The sequence below is a fragment of the Fibrella musci genome (assembly GCF_041321105.1).
GTDB classification, from domain to species: Bacteria; Bacteroidota; Bacteroidia; order Cytophagales; family Spirosomataceae; genus Fibrella; species Fibrella musci.
Map to the genome: position 1 here is coordinate 464,295 of NZ_JBGGWD010000002.1, position 18,135 is coordinate 482,429.

The window sequence follows — 18,135 nt, forward strand, 5'->3', positions numbered from 1 at the left end:
CAAAATATAGTTGTCAAGTTGTTGCAACTTTGTTGCGTATAAACAATTTATCAGGTGTTCACCCCCTTATTCTCTTGCGCTCTATCCGCTTTTTGTTGATTAGTACACTTCTGATGGGGGGGCTGGGCAACGCATTCCCCAGTTTAGGGCAAACGCCCTGTCAGTGTTTTGTGAAGGGTGATGTGCTCGATCGGGAAACCCGCCAGCCGATTCCCGGCGCTACCCTGTTGATTAAAGAAACCGGACGAGGTACCACCGCTGGCCCCGACGGTAAATACCGCATTGATAATCTCTGCGAGGGCACCTACACGCTCATTGCCCGGATTATCGGCTATAAAGAAATCGAACAGCGTGTGGTACTGGAACACCACGCCGACGAAGCGCAGGCACAAATGCTGCTCTCGGAAGCGGTACAACACCTTCAGAATGTGAACGTAACGGCCCAGAAAACCGACGCCATGAGCAGTCAGGCGGTGGTGGCGTTACAAGGTCGCGCTCTTGATCAAACGCGTGGCCTCACGCTCGGCGATGCGCTGCGTAACCTGACGGGCGTAACCACGCTGCAAACAGGCGCGTCGGTGGTAAAGCCCGTGATCCACGGCATGCACAGCAACCGGGTGCTCATTCTGAACAACGGCATTCGGCAGGAAGGGCAGCAATGGGGCTCGGAACACGGGCCCGAAATTGATCCCTTTGTGGCTAATCGGGTGCTGCTGATCAAAGGAGCGGCGGGGGTACGTTATGGCTCCGATGCCATTGGCGGGGTTATTCTGGTAGAGCCGGCGGCGTTGCCAATGGCGGGTGGCGTGCACGGGCAGGTAAATCTGGCGGGGTTCAGCAATGGGCAGCAGGGCGTAGCATCGGCGCAGGTGGAGGGCACATTTGGCGGGGCTGTCATGATAGATAGTCTTCCCACGCCTACCGCCCGTTTTGGCTGGCGCGTACAAGGGACTGTAAAACGGGGGGGCAATCTGCGCACGCCCACCTACTATCTGGATAACACGGGCCTGAGCGAACTAAATGGTTCGGCAGCGCTCACTTACCGGACAAGTAACTGGCAATCAGACATTTTCTATAGCCGATTTTCGTCGACAATTGGTATTTTTTCGGGTTCGCACATCGGTAGCCTAACCGACTTGCAACAGGTGTTGAGTTCCGGTGAACCGCTGGTTAAATCGGGATTTAGCTATACGATTGGCCGACCTAATCAGCAAATCACGCACGATCTGCTGAAGTGGCAGACTAGCTACAAACCCCGCGCTGGAGTCGACTGGAACCTGACGCTCGCCCGGCAGTCGGACGACCGGATGGAGTATGATCTGCATCTGCCGCGCAACGACAGCCTCGCCGCCCTCAATCGGCCTGAACTTCGTTTTCAACTGACGACCTACACGGCTGATCTGGTCAGGTCGCACCGAAGCGGTGGCAACCGGAGCGGTTCGGTGGGCCTGAGCGGGCTATTCCAATACAATATCATGAGTGGTCGTCCGCTGATCCCTAACTTTCAAAATTATACGCTGGGTACGTTCTGGATCGAGAAACTGCGCGTGGGCAGTTGGGAATACGAAGCCGGCTTGCGGGTCGACTGGCGACGGATGCAGATTTTCAGGTACGTTGGTGCGGGGAGCAGTCGCGTATTGCAGGAGCCCGTTTTTCTGTTTGCCAGCCCCTCGGGGACCATCGGGGCAACGCACTACCACAACGATCAGTGGACCACCCGGTTCAACATCGGCACAGCCTGGCGCGCGCCCAATATCAGCGAGTTGTTCAGCGATGGCGTTCATCACGGCGCGGCCGCCTACGAGCAGGGCGATGATCGGCTTCAGCCCGAAACCAATTACAGCCTCAATCTGACCACTGAATGGCATACGCCGCGTGTACAGGCCGAGGTGGGGCTGTTTTACAACTACATCCGCAACTACATCTATCTGAAACCCCAGCCCGAACCCATCCTGACGGTACGCGGTGCCTTCCCGTTCTTCAAATACACGCAGACCGACGCTATTTATACCGGTTTCGACGCTACAGTAGACGTACTACTGGGTACACGCTGGAACTGGACCACCAAACCTTCCTACCTCTACGTGCAGGATGTGCGCACCAATCAGGCCATCGTGATGATTCCACCCAACCGTTGGGAAAACACCCTCCGGTTCGCGTTGGGACGTACCCAGCCGGGTGCGGTACAGCCGAGTGCGGCCCAGCCAGGTACGTTCCAGCCGAGGCGTTGGCGCGATACGTACCTGAGCGTCGGGAATTTGCTCGTGGCTCGTCAAAACCGCGTACCAGCCAACAGCGATTTTACCCCGCCCCCACCCGCCTACAGCCTCTGGACGGCGTCTATCGGCGGCACTCTAGCCCTTTCCGACAGGCAACAGCTTGACGTTAGCCTGACGGCGACCAACCTGTTTGATGTGCAATACCGCGATTACCTCAACCGGTTCCGTTATTACGCCAACGACATTGGCCGCAACATCGCCCTGCGGGTGAAGTGGGATTTTTGACGACACAACTCCTTATCTAGCGATTACTCAGCGCATGTAGTTGAGAGCCTCTGTGGTTTCTTCAGCCACTTGCATAAACCGTATTGCTGACGCCTCGTCGAAGGGCCACGCGGCAGCAACGTTTGTATAGATTGCGCCTGGCCAAAGACAATCTGCCGCATTGGTGGGATAATACAGTAGCCATTCGTGAAGGTGTTACCTTTGCGCCCGCGAAACACCAATTGAGGAGAAGCATGGCCGAACGCATTACGTATGGCAAAACCTGGTGGGGTCAGCAGTGGCTCAAGGCACTGACCAGCATTGACGAAGGGAACCGCCTGCCCAGGGGAAAAACATACGCCAATAAAGGGGCTGTACGGGCACTAAAAATAGAGGTCAATCAGATCAGCGCGCAGGTGCAGGGTAGCAAACCCCGCCCCTACAAGGTGAAACTGGCTGTACCACTGTTTGATGCCAAAGACAAAAAAGACCTGCTGACCGAAATTCAGCAGAATCCCGCCCTGTTGGCCCAGTTGCTCAACCGGCAGCTACCGCCCGATCTGATCGAGTTTGCCGATCAGCGGGGTATCCGGCTCTTTCCACGCTCGTTTGGCGAGTTGCAGGCGGGTTGCTCCTGCCCCGACGATGCCATGCCCTGCAAACACCTGGCCGCCGTCATTTACCTGATTGCCAACGAGATCGACCAGAATCCGTTTCTGGTTTTCCAACTCAAAGGCCTCGATCTGCTCGACGAACTGCGCGCCGACGAATCGGCCGGGGTATCGGGCGGGATGGATAGCGTACTACTGGTGAAAGACCTGCTCACCGACGACCTGCCCGAAGAAGATGAAGGCGACGGCAATGGCTGGAAACCCGACGAGGCCGTTCGGGCCGCGATTGACTTTTCGACGCTCCCCACGCTGGCCGATTCGCTGCTCGATCTGCTCGAACCCGAAACGACGTTTACGAAACGGGATTTTCTCAAAGACCTGAGCAAGGCCTATAAGCTGTTTACCAAGCCGATGCAGGACAAGGTGGTAACGAGCCACCCCGCCCCCAGCGACAGCCTCGAACTGCAACTCGACGAACTGCTCGACCTGCGGAAAATCAATATTTTTAGTGAGCATGGCGATTCGCGCCGACTGCCGCAATTCGGCATTGCCGACCTGATGGGCTGGCTGGCCGACCTTACCGACGCCGACTGGCCCGACATGAGCGACTCGGTGCGCGCACTGTATCTCACGCGCCAGTTTACGGCCGCCCTGCTGCGCCGGGGTGCCGTGGTGCCGCAACTCCTGCGCATTGGCCCCGATGAAAACCAGTACCGGGTACGTTGGGTACCGGCTACACTCAACGAGGCCGTCCGCCGCCTGACCGAACAGGTAGGCACGCAACTGCCGCCGACGTTGCTCTCCGTCTATTGGCAGAAAGATATTGTGGCGCCCATTTCGCCCGCCGAACAGGTACTGATGGTGTGTAGCCTGCTGTTGCGGCAGCCCGTGAAGCAGCCCACCGTGGAGCTTTGGGAACGCTGGCCGCTCGAAGACGCCGACCGCCTGTTTTTTGGGCAGGAGATTCTGCGGTTCGATGGGTTTGGCAAGCGCGAAAAGCCGCTGGCCATGCAGTTGTGGCTCAACGATTTCTTCCTGGGTCAGAAACGCTTCGTACCCATTCTGGCCGTCGAAGACTCGGAGTTTGGTGATGTGTTTAAGCTGAGTCTGCTCATCCGTGATCGCGACGCCAGCGAGGCCGACAGTGCGCCCGTGCCGCTCACTGAAATTCTCGACGAACCAAAGCACGCCCGCATCCGGATGGCCGTGTTGCAGGACTTGCTGGTGCTCTCGCGGCATTTTCCCGACCTGGCCAAGCTAGCCCAGAAGAACGCCCCAACGTACCTGAGCTATGCTCCCGACGATTTTGTCAAGATTCTGCTCGAAAAATTACCCCGCATGCAACTGCTGGGCATTTCGCTGTTGCTGCCGCGCTCGCTGCAACACTGGGTACGTCCGCAGGCGGGGGTACGTTTGAAAGCCAAATCGGGCAGCGGTGCGGCCAATCCGTCGTTCATGAAGCTCGATGATATGCTCACCTTCGACTGGCAAGTGGCCGTGGGCAGTGAGTTCATTTCCTACAGCGAGTTTGAGCAGTTGGTCAGCAACAAAACGGGTCTGATCAAGATCAAGGATCAATACGTGCTGATCGACCCCAACGATCTGGGCAAGTTGCAGAAGCAGCTCAGCAAACCGCCCGAGCTCACCGGCTCCGATCTGTTGCGCGCCGCTTTGGCCGAAGAATTTCAGGGGAATCGTGTGGGCATCGGACCCGATGTACGCGACCTGCTGAAGCAATTCACCGACGCCGAGCCGCACCCCCTCCCCGACCACCTCAATGCCCAATTACGGCCTTACCAGCTACGTGGTTACGACTGGCTGGCCAAAAATACGGCGCTCGGCATGGGCAGTATCCTGGCCGACGACATGGGCCTTGGCAAGACGTTGCAAATCATCACGCTGCTGTTGAAATTCAAGCAGGAAGGACGTTTTCAGAAGCAAAAAGGCCTGGTGGTACTACCCACAACGCTGCTGACCAACTGGCAGAAAGAGATTGCCCGCTTCGCCCCGGATTTGAAGGCGCACGTTTTCCACGGTCCCAACCGCAAACTGCCCGATCTGAAAAAAGCAACCGCGCCAGATCTGCTCCTGACGACCTACGGCGTAGTGCGCTCGGACCTCGACACGCTGAAGAAAACCACCTGGGCAGTGCTGATTATCGACGAAGCCCAGAACATCAAAAACAGCGATACCGAGCAGACTAAGGCCGTTAAGCAGCTCAAGAGCGACGTCCGGATTGCGCTCAGCGGTACGCCCGTCGAAAACCGGCTGTCGGAGTTCTGGAGCATTATGGACTTTGTCAACCGGGGCTATCTGGGGGGCGTGAGCAAGTTCAACGAAGAGTTTGGCAAGCCTATTCAGCAGGAACGCGACCACCAGAAACTCGACCTGTTCCGGCGCGTGACGGGGCCGTTTCTGCTCCGCCGGATCAAGACCGACAAGAGCATCATCAGCGACCTGCCCGACAAGATCGAAAACAACCAGTATTGTTCGCTGACGCAGGAACAGGCGGCGCTCTACGAAAGTGTGGTGCAGGAGAGCATGCGGGCCATCGAAGCTAAAGACGGCATTGCCCGGCGGGGTCTGGTGCTGAAGCTCATGACCGCTCTGAAGCAGATCGGCAACCACCCGCGCCAATACCTCAAAAAAGGTCCCGACAACGCCGCGCTGAGCGGCAAGGCACAACTGCTGCTCAACCTGCTCGAAACAATCTACGCCAGCCATGAGAAGGTGCTGATTTTCACGCAGTACAAAGAAATGGGCGAGTTGCTCCAGCAGTTTATTCAGCAGGCATTCGGGCAGGAACCACTCTTCCTGCACGGGGGCGTTTCGCGCGCCGACCGCGACGAGATGGTGGAACAATTCCAGAAAAACCGCTCCGACCACACGTTTATCTTGTCGCTGAAAGCGGGTGGCACGGGTCTCAACCTCACGCAGGCTAACCACGTGATTCACTACGATCTCTGGTGGAACCCCGCCGTGGAAGCGCAGGCCACCGACCGCGCTTTCCGCATCGGGCAGACCAAAAACGTGCTCGTCTACCGCCTGATGAACCAGGGTACGCTGGAAGAAAAGATCGACGCCATGATCCGTTCCAAGAAAGAACTCGCCGACCTCAGCGTACAAACCGGCGAAACCTGGCTCGGCGACCTCAACGACGACCAGTTAAAAGAACTCGTCAGTTTGGGCTGACCTAAATAAAAACACGATTCTGTGGGTCTATTCAACGAATTAACGTTAATTCGTTGAATAGACCCACAGAATTGATGGACTCGCTCATTCCACGCCAGATTCAACCAGTTCTCGCTTCACAACTCCGATCCAATAAGGTTATTCTGCTGGTTGGGGCAAGACGAGTAGGCAAGACGGTTCTGATGAATCAACTAGCCGATTCATTCGATGGCCCTACGCTATTGCTGAACGGCGATGACCTTTCTACTGCCGATTTGTTGAACGACCGGCGGGTAGCCAGCTATCGCCGATGGCTGGGAGATACCACCTTGCTTCTTATCGATGAAGCGCAGGTTATCCCAGAGGTTGGCCGTGCGTTGAAACTATTGATCGATTCGTTTCCTGCCCTCACAATCTTCGCCACTGGCTCTTCTGCATTCGAGCTTACCAACCGAACGGGTGAACCATTGGTAGGCCGTCAGCTTACCTATACGCTCTATCCATTGGCGCAATCAGAGCTTTCAACCAGTGAAACCTATTTGCAAACACGCGATCGACTGCCTGACCGGCTCATCTTCGGTAGTTATCCCGATGTAGTGCGACTACGTAATACCGATGAGCGAATCGACTATCTGAAGAGTATGGTGTCTTCCTACCTGTTGAAAGATATTCTACTGTTTGAACAGGTACGAAATGCCCATAAATTACTTCAATTACTTCAGTTGGTAGCGCATCAGGTAGGCAGCGAAGTATCGTACGATGAATTGAGTCGTCAACTACAGATTGATCGAAATACGGTCGTCCGTTACCTCGATTTGCTCTCTAAGGTGTTCATTTTGTTCAGGTTAGGCGGCTACAGCAATAACTTACGAAAAGAAGTAACGAAATCGTCGAAATGGTACTTTTTCGACAACGGTATCCGAAATGCACTGATCAACAATTTTAGTTTACCCAACCAGCGTACTGACGTGGGTGCACTGTGGGAAAACTATTTGATTGCAGAACGAATTAAGCGCAATGCCTACCAACGAAGCCAGGCCACTCCTTACTTCTGGCGTACGTATGATCAACAGGAATTAGACTGGCTAGAGGAGAGTAATGGGCTGTTGAATGGGTTTGAAATAAAGTGGAACACAAACCGTGTTCGGTTTCCTAAAGCGTTCCAGACGGCTTATCCAACCGCTTCTTTATCGGTAGTAAATCCAGATAATTATCTGGATTTCATTACATAATGACCCAACCAAATGGTCATGCGTTAGAGATGACCATTTAAGCTGAATTTAGTAAGCAGGCCCACCATTAGGCCATGGATCACCGTAGCCAACGCAGACTACGCTTCTTTTGCACTGTCTTTACGGCGAACGGCTTTCTGCCAAGCTTATAGGCTACTTCACCGGCACCTTGACGGGTTCTTTCGCAGCAACGGGCTCGACTCTGGCGGCTTCGGGTTTTACGAATGGCTCGATGGAAAGCAGGGAGGCTTCATTGCGGTTCGGAATCGTGACCGACAGGCCCGTTGTGAGCAGTTGCTGCCCCGTGAACGTACCCACGACCGCGTTGGTCCCTCCCTGCCGAATCAGGTACGTACCCGCCGGTTTAACACCCCGGATCGGGAAGATGCGGGTCGCTTCGGGCGAGTCGTTTCGGTAAAAGCATAGCAGCCCGCCGTTGCGCTCGGGGTTGAAGCGGATAGCACCATCCCAGTTGTGTGCATCGGGCCGGGGTAGTACATCACCCGTCTGATAGAACCGCGTATACTGGGTACGTTCGTTGAGCGCCGCGAGCCAGCCATTCCACGCGTTAAGCCACGCTTTATCGGCGGGGAGCAGTTTGGCCGCATCGCCGGTAAAGACAATCGCCGAGGAAGCCATCGATAGGTAATGTTGTTTGACCAGCGGATCATCGAGACGCAGATTACCCATCAGCAACGTACCTGGCGGCACCACATGCGCCCGATCATGAGCCAACTGCCGAAGGGCACGGCTCCCCACCGCCGATCCGAGTCGGTTCGACGCGAGCCAGGCATAATCGGCGTGTTGCAACAGCCATAGATCTACCCCGTTAGCCTTTCCATACAGGTCGTGCGTGCAATCGATGAGCAGGTTGGGGTGGCTGGCCCTGAGCGAATCCATCAGTTGGCCCGTGCGTTCGTAGAGCCGCCACAACGACTCCCGCTGATTGGCGTAGGTACGTCCCGCCCCCGTGGCCCAATCGCCCGCCTCGCTGCTGTTGAGCCGATACGCCGAATAAGCCGCCGCCATATCGAGTTTGATGTAGCCAAGCCCGTTTTCATCGACCAACGCCCTGATTTTCTGAAGAATATAATCAAACCAGGGCGTATCGAGACTCATCGTGTAGATGTTTTTGGGGCTATTGCCCTGTAGGTTCTGGCGTTGCCCTTCCCGGTTATTCATGAACCAGTCGGTATGCTCCTGCCCCACCACCGAGGTGTCGGCGGCACAGGCCAGCGCCAGCCATAAACCGGGCGTCATGCCTTTGGCGCGGATGTAGTCAGTGAGAGGGCGCAGGCCGTTCGGGAATTTGCGGGTATCCGCGTTCCAGTCGCCGTAGCAATCCTGCCAGCCATCGTCCAGAATCAGGTGACTGATCCCTGTGGGCGCCAGCTCATCGACGAGCTTTTTGAGCTGCGCGGCGTTGAGGTTACGCCCAAACGGGAGCCGGGTATTGTAAAACGACGTTGGCGTTTTTTTGTGCGTAAACAACCTTGTGCCGAGTTGTGTGCGCACGTAGGCGGCCAGGTCCTGCTCGAAGGCATCTTGCCAGACAGCCCCCTTAAACAGGCCAACAAAAGCTTTTGGCGAGGTAAATGTTTCGTCGGTCAGCAGCGTCTTCTGAAACGGAAATTCGTCGGCCTCGAAGCCCATGCCAATCCCTACTTCGGTAGAATCCCGGTACACGTGGGTACGTTTCATCACGGATGGCGCCTCGTTGCCTAGTAGTAACCCCGTGTTTTGTTCAGGATTATGAATCAGTAGCGCGGCATCGTCGGTACGACCAATGTAGGGAGGTCGGGTCGGTAGCCGCCCGTAGCTTGTATACACATCGACCGCCGTGGTCAGGTTCGCGCCAGTTGCCGTCAGGTCGAGGTTCAGGCTTTCCCACTCCAGTTCGCTGATACGCAATGGATCGCCGCCCGTATTCCTGATCGTCAGCCACTTGCGTGTCAGCGGCAAATCGGGGTAAATCTGGTAATACAGGCTCAGGTCGAACGCGATAAACCGGTTGGGGTGCTGCACCTGCAAATCCACGCGGAGCGTGCTCCCCTGCCCGGCTTTCTCGCTGATTGTGTGCGTTTTGTAGGTTATGAAGAAGCCGGTTGCGCCCCGCCCTTTAAACGGAACACCGTTGACCTGAAAGGCCACTTCGTTGACTCGGCCCGGGTCGCGAACCACGTTGGCTTTCGTTCGCAGATCGGTGTAGGCGATCGTTTGCAGCCCCGACGAAGTGACCTGAAGCACCCGCTGAACCTGCGGATTTTCGAGGATAAACTGCCGCTTGGTGTCGTCGTAGCGGATGCGCTGTGGGGCTTGGGGCTGGGCCAATGCGCCCACCGACGCGAAAAAAATTCCGAGTAAAGAGAGGCTGTATGTCATGAATGGTGACTAGTAGGCTATTCGTCTCCGTTTCAGATCAACCTGAATTGACCTGACAAGCAAAAATACCTAACAGTTTTCTTCATACCTGTACGTACTCAGCCAAGAATGAGTATGCGGCAATGGGCAGGCCTTGACCAGGAGCGACCGGGACGCCCCGGCGGCGCAGGAACTAAATGGTTGACTTTCTTCGTAATGGAGGTAATTACTGCTCGTGATGCGGGTTAGGCATGGCCTTTGCAGGCGCCTCTTCAACATCACCCATCATGAATGAATTTTAACGACTTAGCGATTATCGCTCCGATCCTGAAGGCCCTCGCCGAAGAAGGATACACTACCCCAACTCCAATTCAGGAACAAGCTATTCCACACGTAAATGCCGGTCGCGATCTGTTGGGGTGCGCTCAGACTGGCACTGGCAAAACAGCCGCCTTCTCGATTCCTACGCTTCAGCGCTTATATACGAAAAAGCAATCAGGCGACTGGTCAAACAAAATTAAGGCCCTGATTCTGACGCCCACGCGCGAACTCGCCATCCAGATCGACGAAAGCCTGGCGGCCTATGGTCGGCATGTGGGCCTCCGCCACACCGTTATTTTTGGCGGTGTTGGTCAGAAACCACAGACCGATGCACTGGCACGCGGCGTCGACATCCTGACGGCCACGCCGGGCCGGCTGCTCGATCTGATGAACCAGGGCTTTGTGAACCTGAAAGGCATCGAGTTTTTTGTACTCGACGAAGCCGACCGTATGCTCGACATGGGCTTTATCCACGATGTACGGAAGGTATTGGCTGTATTGCCCCACAAACGGCAGTCGTTGTTTTTCTCGGCAACGATGCCCCCCGAAATTGTTAAACTCGCCGACACCATCCTGACCGAACCGGTGAAGGTGGAAGTAACGCCCGTTTCATCGACGGCCGACACGGTTCGGCAATCGGTTTATCTGGTCGAGCGCGACAACAAACGGAACCTGCTGCGTCATATTCTCGACGACAAGAGTATCGAATCGGCGCTGGTCTTTACCCGTACCAAACACGGCGCCGACAAGGTGGCCGAATTCCTGAACAAGCAGGGCATCAAAACCGAGGCGATTCACGGCAACAAAGCCCAAAACGCCCGGCAACGCGCCCTAAGCAACTTCAAGGAACGCACTACACGGGTATTGGTGGCTACTGACATTGCCGCGCGGGGTATCGACGTCGATAACCTTTCGCACGTGATCAACTTCGAGTTGCCCAACATTCCCGAAAGTTATGTACACCGGATTGGCCGGACGGGTCGGGCTGGTGCCAGCGGCATCGCCATCTCGTTTTGCGAAACCGATGAACGGGCTTACCTGAAAGACATTCAGAAGCTGATTGGCCGTAAGGTGCCGGTTGAGGTGGCGAACAACCCGTTCCCGTCTGACAACCGCGACCCCATCGAGGTGGCCAAACCGCCCAAGCCCAATCAGCGCGAACCACGCGAGCCCCGCAATGGGCGCGACAATCAGCCGCGCCGCGCCGAAAAAGGACCGCAGCAACAGAACCGCCCCGAGCTAGTTCGCTCGTCGGAACAACGTACCCGGCGTACCGACGACGCTCAGGCCAATCGTCGCCCCGATCAGGTACGTTCAGCCAACGGGCAGAAGCCCCGTAGCGAAGGAAACGGGCAGCCAACCGGCCGCACCGACAACCGGAATCGCCCCAACAGCAACCGTGGTCAGAAACCGGCCCCGCGCGATAATGGGTCCGCGGGCAGTGAAGATGATCGTTGGCGCCCCTGGACGTCGTACCTGTCGTCGTCACCCGACCGGTTTGATAAGAAGAAGTAAAGTAAGGTTCAAGGTATAAAGTCCAAGGTCCAACGTTGGCTGACGCACGAGTAGTAGCACGTCAGCCAACGTTGGACCTTGGACTTTATACCTTGAACACTTACGTCCTTCACCCCGCCGTCATGCCGCCGTCCATCTGGATGGCCTGCCCGGTACAGAATGCATTTTCGTCGGCGCAAAGCCACAGAATCGCCTGCGCGATTTCCTCGGGTTGCCCAAAGCGCCCCATTGGAATGACTCGTCGCATGCGCTCTTCCATATCGGGCAGCTGACTAACCAGTTCCTGCACCATCGCCGAGTGCGTATAGACCGGGCAGATGGCATTGACCCGAATTTTCTTTTTCACGTATTCCAGCGCGGCCGTTTTGGTGAGGCCAATCACACCATGCTTGGCGGCACTGTAGGGTCCCCCCATTTGCATGCCCTTCACGCCCGCAATGCTGGCCACATTCACGATTTTACCGCCTTCAGGCTGGGTCAGCATCTGCCGGATCTGGGCCTGCATACCGTAGAAAACGCCACCCAGGTTTACGGCCAGCATCTGCTCCCAATCGGTGGGGGTTTGGTCGATGAGCCGGGCGAAGGTTCCACCAATACCGGCATTATTGACGGCGATATCCAGTCGCTCATACGTACCCACGGCGTAGGCAACAGCCGCCTTGTGCGCGTCGGCATCGGCCACGTTACAACGCACGTAACTGGCTGTACCACCCGCCTCTTCAATCAGCGCTACGGTTGCCTGCCCGTTGGCATCATTTATGTCTGATACCACCACGGAGGCCCCTTTCGAGCCAAACGCAAGCGCAGTGGCCCGCCCGATGCCTGATCCGGCTCCCGTTATGAGAGCTACCTGTTTTGTGAATGAAGTCATGCCATGAATGTACTGGAATGAGCCTGTTGCTCGTTTCGGCAATCAGGTAATAAAAAAAGAGGCCCAACGCTGTTGCCGATGGCGGTCAGCAGCGTCTAATGACCATAGTCTGTAGGCTACTCGCCCAAATTAAGCCAAAAAAAAGCGGGTATTGTTTAAACGGCTCGGCCGTTGGGCAATCTATATTTAGGCTGGACTTCTTACTGCCGTATCTGTAAACGTACTTGTCATATGCTTTCCAACTCCGATTTAATCCCAGGCGTCTATAACTTCTGCGATTCGTGGTGTGAGCGTTGTCTCCTCACAAGCCGCTGCCGTAGTTTTCAGATGCAGCAGGAAGTCAGTATCGACCAGCCTGTCAATCAAAATCACAACGCGTCACTGGTCGACCAGCTCACCGAAGCCCTGAACCTGACCAAGCGTTACATCGAGAAACTACAGAACGAAAACCCCTCGTTGCTGGTAAACGGCCCTTCGGAGGAAGAAAAGCAGACCCTGGAAGAGCAGGTGCTGGTGCGTCGTCATCGAACAAAAGAGCATCCGGTGGCCACGCTGGCCTCGGTTTATCTGAAACAAACCGGTGCTTGGCTCAGCGACGAGCGAAGACTGCTCGAAAAAGCGGGTAAGCAACAATTACAGGCGGTGAATCTTGGCCTCACGACCGAAGATCAGGCCATGGTGCAGCTAACGGCGCTGAAAAACGCCTACGAGCAGATCAAGTGGTACCGCACACTCATTCCGGTGAAAACGATGGCCACACTGCGCGCGCTCGATGAACCCACCGACGACGACGACCTGCTTGACTATTATACTGGGAAAGCCAAGCTAGTGCTGGTCAGCATTGATCGATCGATTGCTTCGTGGCAAACAATTCTACAGTATTATCCCGAAAAGCTGGATAGTATGCTCGATTTGCTGGCCGGCCTCAATCAGTTGACGCGGCAGATCGAAATGCTGTTTCCAACGGCTCGTGCCTTCAAACGCCCAGGCCTGGACTGATGCGCATTCGTCAGGCAACAACGGCCGACCTGCCAGCACTCATGGCGCTGTTGCAGCGTGTGGTACCGCTGATGCAGGCGGCGGGAAATTTTCAGTGGGATGACACGTACCCAAACGAAACCGTTTTTCGCAACGACATCGCCAAAAAGCAGCTTTGGGTCGCTGAACTCGACGGACAACTGGTGGGCGTTTCGGCCATCACGACCGATCAGGATGCGGAATACGCGCAGGTGGGCTGGGACATCACCGAGCCCGCTATCGTAACGCACCGGCTGGCTGTCGATCCGGCTAGCCAGGGCCGGGGTGTGGGTAAGGCGCTGCTGAAGCAGGCCGACGAGGTGGCGCGGCAACGCGGCATTGCTATCCTACGCATCGACACCAACACGCAAAATCAGGTTACGCAACGACTTTTTCCGGCACTTGGGTACGTTTATGCGGGCGAAATCGGCTTGAATTTCCGGCCAGGGCTGCGCTTTTTTTGCTACGAAAAGCGACTTTCCGAATCAGATTGATTACCAATTCCTCATATTTTTCAAACAACTTTCTCGGCTTACCTGTTGGTTGGTTTAGTTCTTGCAAAAAATAAACGAGCACATGAAAACCAAACAATGGGTATTGGCCTTATCGATGGCCTTCCTGGCCACCACCACTTTTGTAGCCTGCGATTCGAAAAAAGAAAATAAAGCCGAAGAGGTGCAGGACGCTCAGGAAGACCTGAACGAAGCCCGCGCTGAAGGTGATACCAGCGAGATCCGCGACGAGAAAGCCGAACTCGATTCAGCTAACAAAGAGTACAACGAGGCGTCTAAAGAAGCCCGCCGCGATTCGCTGGATAAGTAGGAGGTGAATGAATAATGTACAATGAATAATGGGCTGACGCGATCTCACACTTGCGTCAGCCCATTGTTCATTGTGCATTATTTATTGTACATTATTCATTCCCACAGCTTAATCCCCATTTTCTTGGCCATGTCGGCAAACATTTGGGGATCATAGGCATACTCATCTGAGCCGGGCGCGTTGAGTTGCGGCTCTTCATCGAGATCAGGTGCAGCATGGCCCGGAATAGCTCCCTGAATCACTTCCAGTGGTTGTCCGTCTTCGGGGTGGGTGCCGTTCCAGATTAGTGCTACCTGCTTGTAATCCTCCTGGCTGAAGGTATAAAGTTTCAGGTGCATTTTATCCTCCATAAACTTCTTGGCTTCAGGGAATTTGTCGTTGCTGAGGTCGGGAATCGGTAGCAGTTTGGTTACTTCCACGCCTGTGAGCAACTCCAGTGCCTTGGCGTAGGCGACTACGTGTAGCCCGCCACGTACCAGCAAATAGCCCACCATCGTCCGGGCCGTAGGGTCTGATACCATTTCGTAGGTCCGCATCTTACCGGCCCGTGCGCCACATTCCAGAAAGAAATTGTGGAGCAGATCGAGCTTCAGGTTACCGCTGCTGAAAACATTATCACCCGACCAGAATTTACCCATTGAATCCATGGGCAACGCAGTCTGTCCACTGTTGTTGAAGTGGTAAGTGTTGCGGGCGTTTACACCATCGGCAAGCGGGGCGATGGTTGGATCGATACCACGTTTGCTGACGCCCGACAGCAATAGATTGATGGTGTACGATACCACCTCGATGTGGCCATATTCTTCGCCAGCGATGCTACAGATCAGATCGTAGAAAGGCCGTAGCTTTTTGCGCCCCCGAAAATTGAACGACTGATAGGTGTAGTTCATCAGGGTCGACATCTCCCCGAACTTACCACCCAGAAGTTCCTGCACAGCGGCCGCATCATTGGCCGACGGGTTTGTTGGTGTTGGTAGCTCAATGGGCAACCGGTCCATTTTTAAGATCATAACGTAGGCGTTTTTGACGTAATACCTGACCGTCTAACCTACCGCATGGCCTATAGTTTATTTAATCTATCAAAAATATAGATAATCAGACCACCTGTTCAATTCGGTACGCTGTTTGGTTGAACCGAACGTCGTCGCCTGCCCGGCGCCCCCGTAGCAACGCACCAATAGGCGACGCTACAGACACCGCCATGTAATCGACGCCATCGACCGTAATGCGACCAGCACTGATGCTCAAGAAGAACGTACCTCGTGAGGTGATCACCAGACTCCCCGCCCGTGCTACTTCCGACGGTGTCTTATAGTCTAGTAACTCCAGTTCCTGTTTCAACTGTTGGGCCTGCGCCAGCAATTGGGCGTGGCGGTCGCGTTCAAGCTGAGCCATGGCACGGCCCGTTTCGTACTTATCGCCCGCCGAGCTTTTCTCTTCCGAATTGGCCGCTTCCTGCGCGGCCCGCATAGCCTCGGCAGCGTTATCGATGCGCTCCTGTACATAAGCCAGACAGGCGGCGTAGAGCGCTTGTTTTTCTTGATTCATCCGGTTGTGGCCATTTGCTTGCGTCGTCATTGGTTGTCATTCATAGCTTTTTACAACCAATGACTACGAATGACGCCGCAAGCAAACTGACTCATTTATTTCAACGCCGGGCCGATAATCTGCTTCCAGAGGTCGTAGCCCTGGGCGTTCAGGTGAAGGCCGTCTGCCTGAAAAAGTTCGGCACGGGGTTGGCCGCTGGCGTCGAGCATAGGCGTGTAGACGTCGATGAACGAGGCGTTTTTCTGCCCGCCCAGGTACGTCTTAATCAGGCGGTTAGCTTCGGCCTGCGTGGCCATAAACTGCTTGCGGGCTACGCTGGGCTTGATCGCGATAAAGGTAATCGTGGCCGAAGGCGCCATTTTCCGGGCTACGGCAAAAAAGGTTGTAAACCGGGCGTATACGTCGCGGGCCGAGGCGTTGCTCTGCCCAATGTCGTTATCACCCTCATAGAGCAAAATCTGCTTGGGCCGGTCGTGTGCCACAATACGCCCAATGTATTTGATGGCATCGTTCATTTCCGATCCACCGAAGCCCCGCTGAATAACGGTCTTACCGGGGAAGGCTTCGGTCAGTCCGTTCCAGAGCCGGATCGACGAGCTACCGAAGAAAACAATGCCGTTGGCCTGTGGAGCTGGCTGGGCCTCAAAGGCCGCAATCTCTGGTTCGAAGTCGGCCTTTTGGGCCAGTGAAGCCGTAGCTGTAACTAACAGACAGGCTACGGCAATCAGGAGGTTTTTCATAAGCATATGCGTGTTTGTGAAGTAAGACAAGAAAACCGCGACGGGGTTTAGCCAGACCAGCCGGATGGCTTATTGCCCTCAAATAAACGGCAGCACGCTTTCTAATCCCATCCCGCGCGACCCCTTAATCAAAACGTGGGTGTGCTGCATGGGGTTGTCCATGATCCAGTTATGTAATGAGAACTTATCGGGAAAATAATAGGCTCGCGGCAGTGCAGGCAGCGCATAGTGCATATCCTTCCCGGCCAGAATGACCAGATCAAAGTGCTGCTGAGCGATCAACGTACCCAGCGCGGCGTGCTCGGCGGGGCTTTCGTCGCCCAGTTCATACATATCACCCAGGATCACCACCTTGCGCGCGGCGGGCATCTGGCCAAACTGCTGGATTGCCGCCGCCATCGACGAGGGGTTGGCGTTGTAGGCATCGAGCAATACGGTGTTGGTGCCGCGCACCACCACCTGCGACCGGTTATTGGTCGGGTTATAATCGGCCACGGCCTGATTGGCCTCGGCCGCTGGCACGCCGAAATACTGCCCAATGGCCAGCGCCGCCGCCATATTCTCGAAGTTGTACCGACCGGGCAGGTGCGTTTGAACCATCTCACCCGCGGCCGTCCGATAGGTGGTTACTGGCGACTCGGTCAGCAGTTCAGGTACGTTGTCGGTTAGGTAGAAGACCACCTCGCCAAACGTAGGCGTCCGGGTGCTGCGTTCGGCCTGCATAGCCATCAACACGGCATTCTGCGCGTTGACGAAGACGGTTCCGCCCGTTTCGGCCAGATAATCAAACAGCTCGCCTTTTCCTTTTCGTACCCCTTCGACGCCGCCAAAACCTTCCAGGTGCGCTTTTCCCACGTTGGTAATCAGTCCGTGGGTCGGTTCGCAAATCCGGCTTAGCATATCGATTTCGCGCTGATGATTGGCCCCCATTTCCACCACCGCCAGCTGGCAACGGGTGGGGTCGATGCGAAGCAGCGTGAGCGGCACCCCGATGTGGTTGTTGAGGTTGCCATACGTAGCCTCGACCGCGTATTTTTTAGACAGCACCGCCGCAATCAGTTCTTTGGTCGTGGTTTTACCGTTCGAGCCAGTCAACCCCACCACCGGAAACCCAAACGTGCGACGGTGATGCCGGGCCAGTTCCTGCAACGCCAGCAGCGTGTCGGGCACCAGCAGGCAATGATCCTGTTGAGCGGCAACGTCGGCATCGTCGACGAGCGCATAACGAGCACCGGCTTCCAGCGCCTGTATGGCAAACCGATTGCCGTCGAACTTATCGCCGCGCAGGGCCACAAACAGGCAACCGGGCGTGATTTGGCGGGTATCGGTCGAAACGGTAGTACATTCCCAGTATTTCTCGTATAAAGCTGCTGTGATCAGCATAAATTTCTCAGTTGGTTGATAACGAAATGGTTTGGTTACTTCGTTTACAGGAAAGGCGTG

At 55.5% G+C, this 18,135-nt stretch carries 13 protein-coding genes; 7 read left to right on the top strand and 6 right to left on the bottom strand.

All coding sequences use genetic code 11. The annotated features are described in order from the left end of the window. The first annotated feature begins 95 nt into the window (after nucleotides 1-95). The 3 genes from ACAW74_RS07660 (at nucleotide 96) to ACAW74_RS07670 (ending at nucleotide 7,497) form a co-directional block, all read left to right on the top strand. Nucleotides 96-2,504, top strand: coding sequence for a TonB-dependent receptor (locus tag ACAW74_RS07660; RefSeq protein ID WP_370697600.1), 2,409 nt, complete (start codon nucleotides 96-98; stop codon nucleotides 2,502-2,504). A gap of 233 nt (nucleotides 2,505-2,737) precedes the next feature. After that, on the top strand, nucleotides 2,738-6,286 hold the full coding sequence (locus ACAW74_RS07665) for an SNF2-related protein (protein ID WP_370697601.1): 3,549 nt from the start codon (nucleotides 2,738-2,740) through the stop codon (nucleotides 6,284-6,286). 74 nt (nucleotides 6,287-6,360) lie between these two features. After that, on the top strand, nucleotides 6,361-7,497 hold the full coding sequence (locus ACAW74_RS07670; RefSeq protein ID WP_370697602.1) for an ATP-binding protein: 1,137 nt from the start codon (nucleotides 6,361-6,363) through the stop codon (nucleotides 7,495-7,497). A gap of 153 nt (nucleotides 7,498-7,650) precedes the next feature. Here ACAW74_RS07670 and ACAW74_RS07675 read toward each other — a convergent pair whose 3' ends face one another. Beyond that, on the bottom strand, nucleotides 7,651-9,879 hold the full coding sequence (locus ACAW74_RS07675) for an alpha-galactosidase (protein WP_370697603.1): 2,229 nt from the start codon (nucleotides 9,877-9,879) through the stop codon (nucleotides 7,651-7,653). Between the two features lie 270 nt (nucleotides 9,880-10,149). Between ACAW74_RS07675 and ACAW74_RS07680 the strand changes: the two genes are divergently transcribed. After that, nucleotides 10,150-11,694 carry a DEAD/DEAH box helicase gene (locus tag ACAW74_RS07680; RefSeq protein ID WP_370697604.1) on the top strand — a complete coding sequence of 515 codons (1,545 nt, stop codon included), beginning with the start codon at nucleotides 10,150-10,152 and terminating at the stop codon, nucleotides 11,692-11,694. 109 nt (nucleotides 11,695-11,803) lie between these two features. On the opposite strand, the gene ACAW74_RS07685 is transcribed toward ACAW74_RS07680, so the two are convergent. Continuing rightward, the gene (locus ACAW74_RS07685; protein WP_370697605.1) at nucleotides 11,804-12,565 is read right to left on the bottom strand and encodes an SDR family NAD(P)-dependent oxidoreductase; all 762 of its coding nucleotides are present in this window, start codon (nucleotides 12,563-12,565) and stop codon (nucleotides 11,804-11,806) included. 327 nt (nucleotides 12,566-12,892) lie between these two features. On the opposite strand from ACAW74_RS07685, the gene ACAW74_RS07690 reads away from it, so the two are divergent. The 3 genes from ACAW74_RS07690 to ACAW74_RS07700 all read left to right on the top strand — a co-directional run bounded on the left by ACAW74_RS07690 (nucleotide 12,893) and on the right by ACAW74_RS07700 (nucleotide 14,404). After that, nucleotides 12,893-13,564 (top strand): hypothetical protein, encoded by a 672-nt coding sequence (locus ACAW74_RS07690; RefSeq protein WP_370697606.1) that lies wholly within the window; start codon nucleotides 12,893-12,895, stop codon nucleotides 13,562-13,564. After that, nucleotides 13,564-14,076: a GNAT family N-acetyltransferase gene (locus ACAW74_RS07695; protein WP_370697607.1), complete on the top strand. Its 513-nt coding sequence runs from the start codon at nucleotides 13,564-13,566 to the stop codon at nucleotides 14,074-14,076. Before ACAW74_RS07690 ends, ACAW74_RS07695 begins: the two co-directional genes overlap by 1 nt. Before the next feature lie 82 nt (nucleotides 14,077-14,158). Further along, nucleotides 14,159-14,404 (top strand): hypothetical protein, encoded by a 246-nt coding sequence (locus ACAW74_RS07700; protein WP_370697608.1) that lies wholly within the window; start codon nucleotides 14,159-14,161, stop codon nucleotides 14,402-14,404. 95 nt (nucleotides 14,405-14,499) lie between these two features. Here ACAW74_RS07700 and ACAW74_RS07705 read toward each other — a convergent pair whose 3' ends face one another. The 4 genes from ACAW74_RS07705 to ACAW74_RS07720 all read right to left on the bottom strand — a co-directional run bounded on the left by ACAW74_RS07705 (nucleotide 14,500) and on the right by ACAW74_RS07720 (nucleotide 18,075). Continuing rightward, nucleotides 14,500-15,414 carry a manganese catalase family protein gene (locus tag ACAW74_RS07705; protein WP_370697609.1) on the bottom strand — a complete coding sequence of 305 codons (915 nt, stop codon included), beginning with the start codon at nucleotides 15,412-15,414 and terminating at the stop codon, nucleotides 14,500-14,502. An 85-nt stretch (nucleotides 15,415-15,499) separates the two neighbouring features. After that, entirely contained in the window at nucleotides 15,500-15,982 is a 483-nt protein-coding gene (locus ACAW74_RS07710) for a 3-oxoacyl-ACP synthase (protein ID WP_370697610.1), read from the bottom strand. Between the two features lie 65 nt (nucleotides 15,983-16,047). Next, complete coding sequence (locus ACAW74_RS07715) at nucleotides 16,048-16,692, bottom strand: GDSL-type esterase/lipase family protein (RefSeq protein ID WP_370697611.1); 645 nt, start codon at nucleotides 16,690-16,692, stop codon at nucleotides 16,048-16,050. A gap of 78 nt (nucleotides 16,693-16,770) precedes the next feature. Beyond that, a complete protein-coding gene (locus tag ACAW74_RS07720; RefSeq protein ID WP_370697612.1) occupies nucleotides 16,771-18,075 on the bottom strand; it encodes a UDP-N-acetylmuramoyl-tripeptide--D-alanyl-D-alanine ligase in 1,305 nt (434 codons plus the stop codon). Nucleotides 18,076-18,135: the final 60 nt, after the last annotated feature.

Excerpts from the sequence above, each read along its gene's own strand:
- ACAW74_RS07665 (WP_370697601.1), top strand. The coding sequence starts at position 2,738 with ATGGCCGAACGCATTACGTATGGCAAAACCTGGTGGGGTCAGCAGTGG.
- ACAW74_RS07670 (WP_370697602.1), top strand. The coding sequence starts at position 6,361 with ATGGACTCGCTCATTCCACGCCAGATTCAACCAGTTCTCGCTTCACAA.
- ACAW74_RS07675 (WP_370697603.1), bottom strand. The coding sequence starts at position 9,879 with ATGACATACAGCCTCTCTTTACTCGGAATTTTTTTCGCGTCGGTGGGC.
- ACAW74_RS07680 (WP_370697604.1), top strand. The coding sequence starts at position 10,150 with ATGAATTTTAACGACTTAGCGATTATCGCTCCGATCCTGAAGGCCCTC.
- ACAW74_RS07685 (WP_370697605.1), bottom strand. The coding sequence starts at position 12,565 with ATGACTTCATTCACAAAACAGGTAGCTCTCATAACGGGAGCCGGATCA.
- ACAW74_RS07690 (WP_370697606.1), top strand. The coding sequence starts at position 12,893 with ATGCAGCAGGAAGTCAGTATCGACCAGCCTGTCAATCAAAATCACAAC.
- ACAW74_RS07695 (WP_370697607.1), top strand. The coding sequence starts at position 13,564 with ATGCGCATTCGTCAGGCAACAACGGCCGACCTGCCAGCACTCATGGCG.
- ACAW74_RS07700 (WP_370697608.1), top strand. The coding sequence starts at position 14,159 with ATGAAAACCAAACAATGGGTATTGGCCTTATCGATGGCCTTCCTGGCC.
- ACAW74_RS07705 (WP_370697609.1), bottom strand. The coding sequence starts at position 15,414 with ATGATCTTAAAAATGGACCGGTTGCCCATTGAGCTACCAACACCAACA.
- ACAW74_RS07710 (WP_370697610.1), bottom strand. The coding sequence starts at position 15,982 with ATGACGACGCAAGCAAATGGCCACAACCGGATGAATCAAGAAAAACAA.
- ACAW74_RS07715 (WP_370697611.1), bottom strand. The coding sequence starts at position 16,692 with ATGAAAAACCTCCTGATTGCCGTAGCCTGTCTGTTAGTTACAGCTACG.
- ACAW74_RS07720 (WP_370697612.1), bottom strand. The coding sequence starts at position 18,075 with ATGCTGATCACAGCAGCTTTATACGAGAAATACTGGGAATGTACTACC.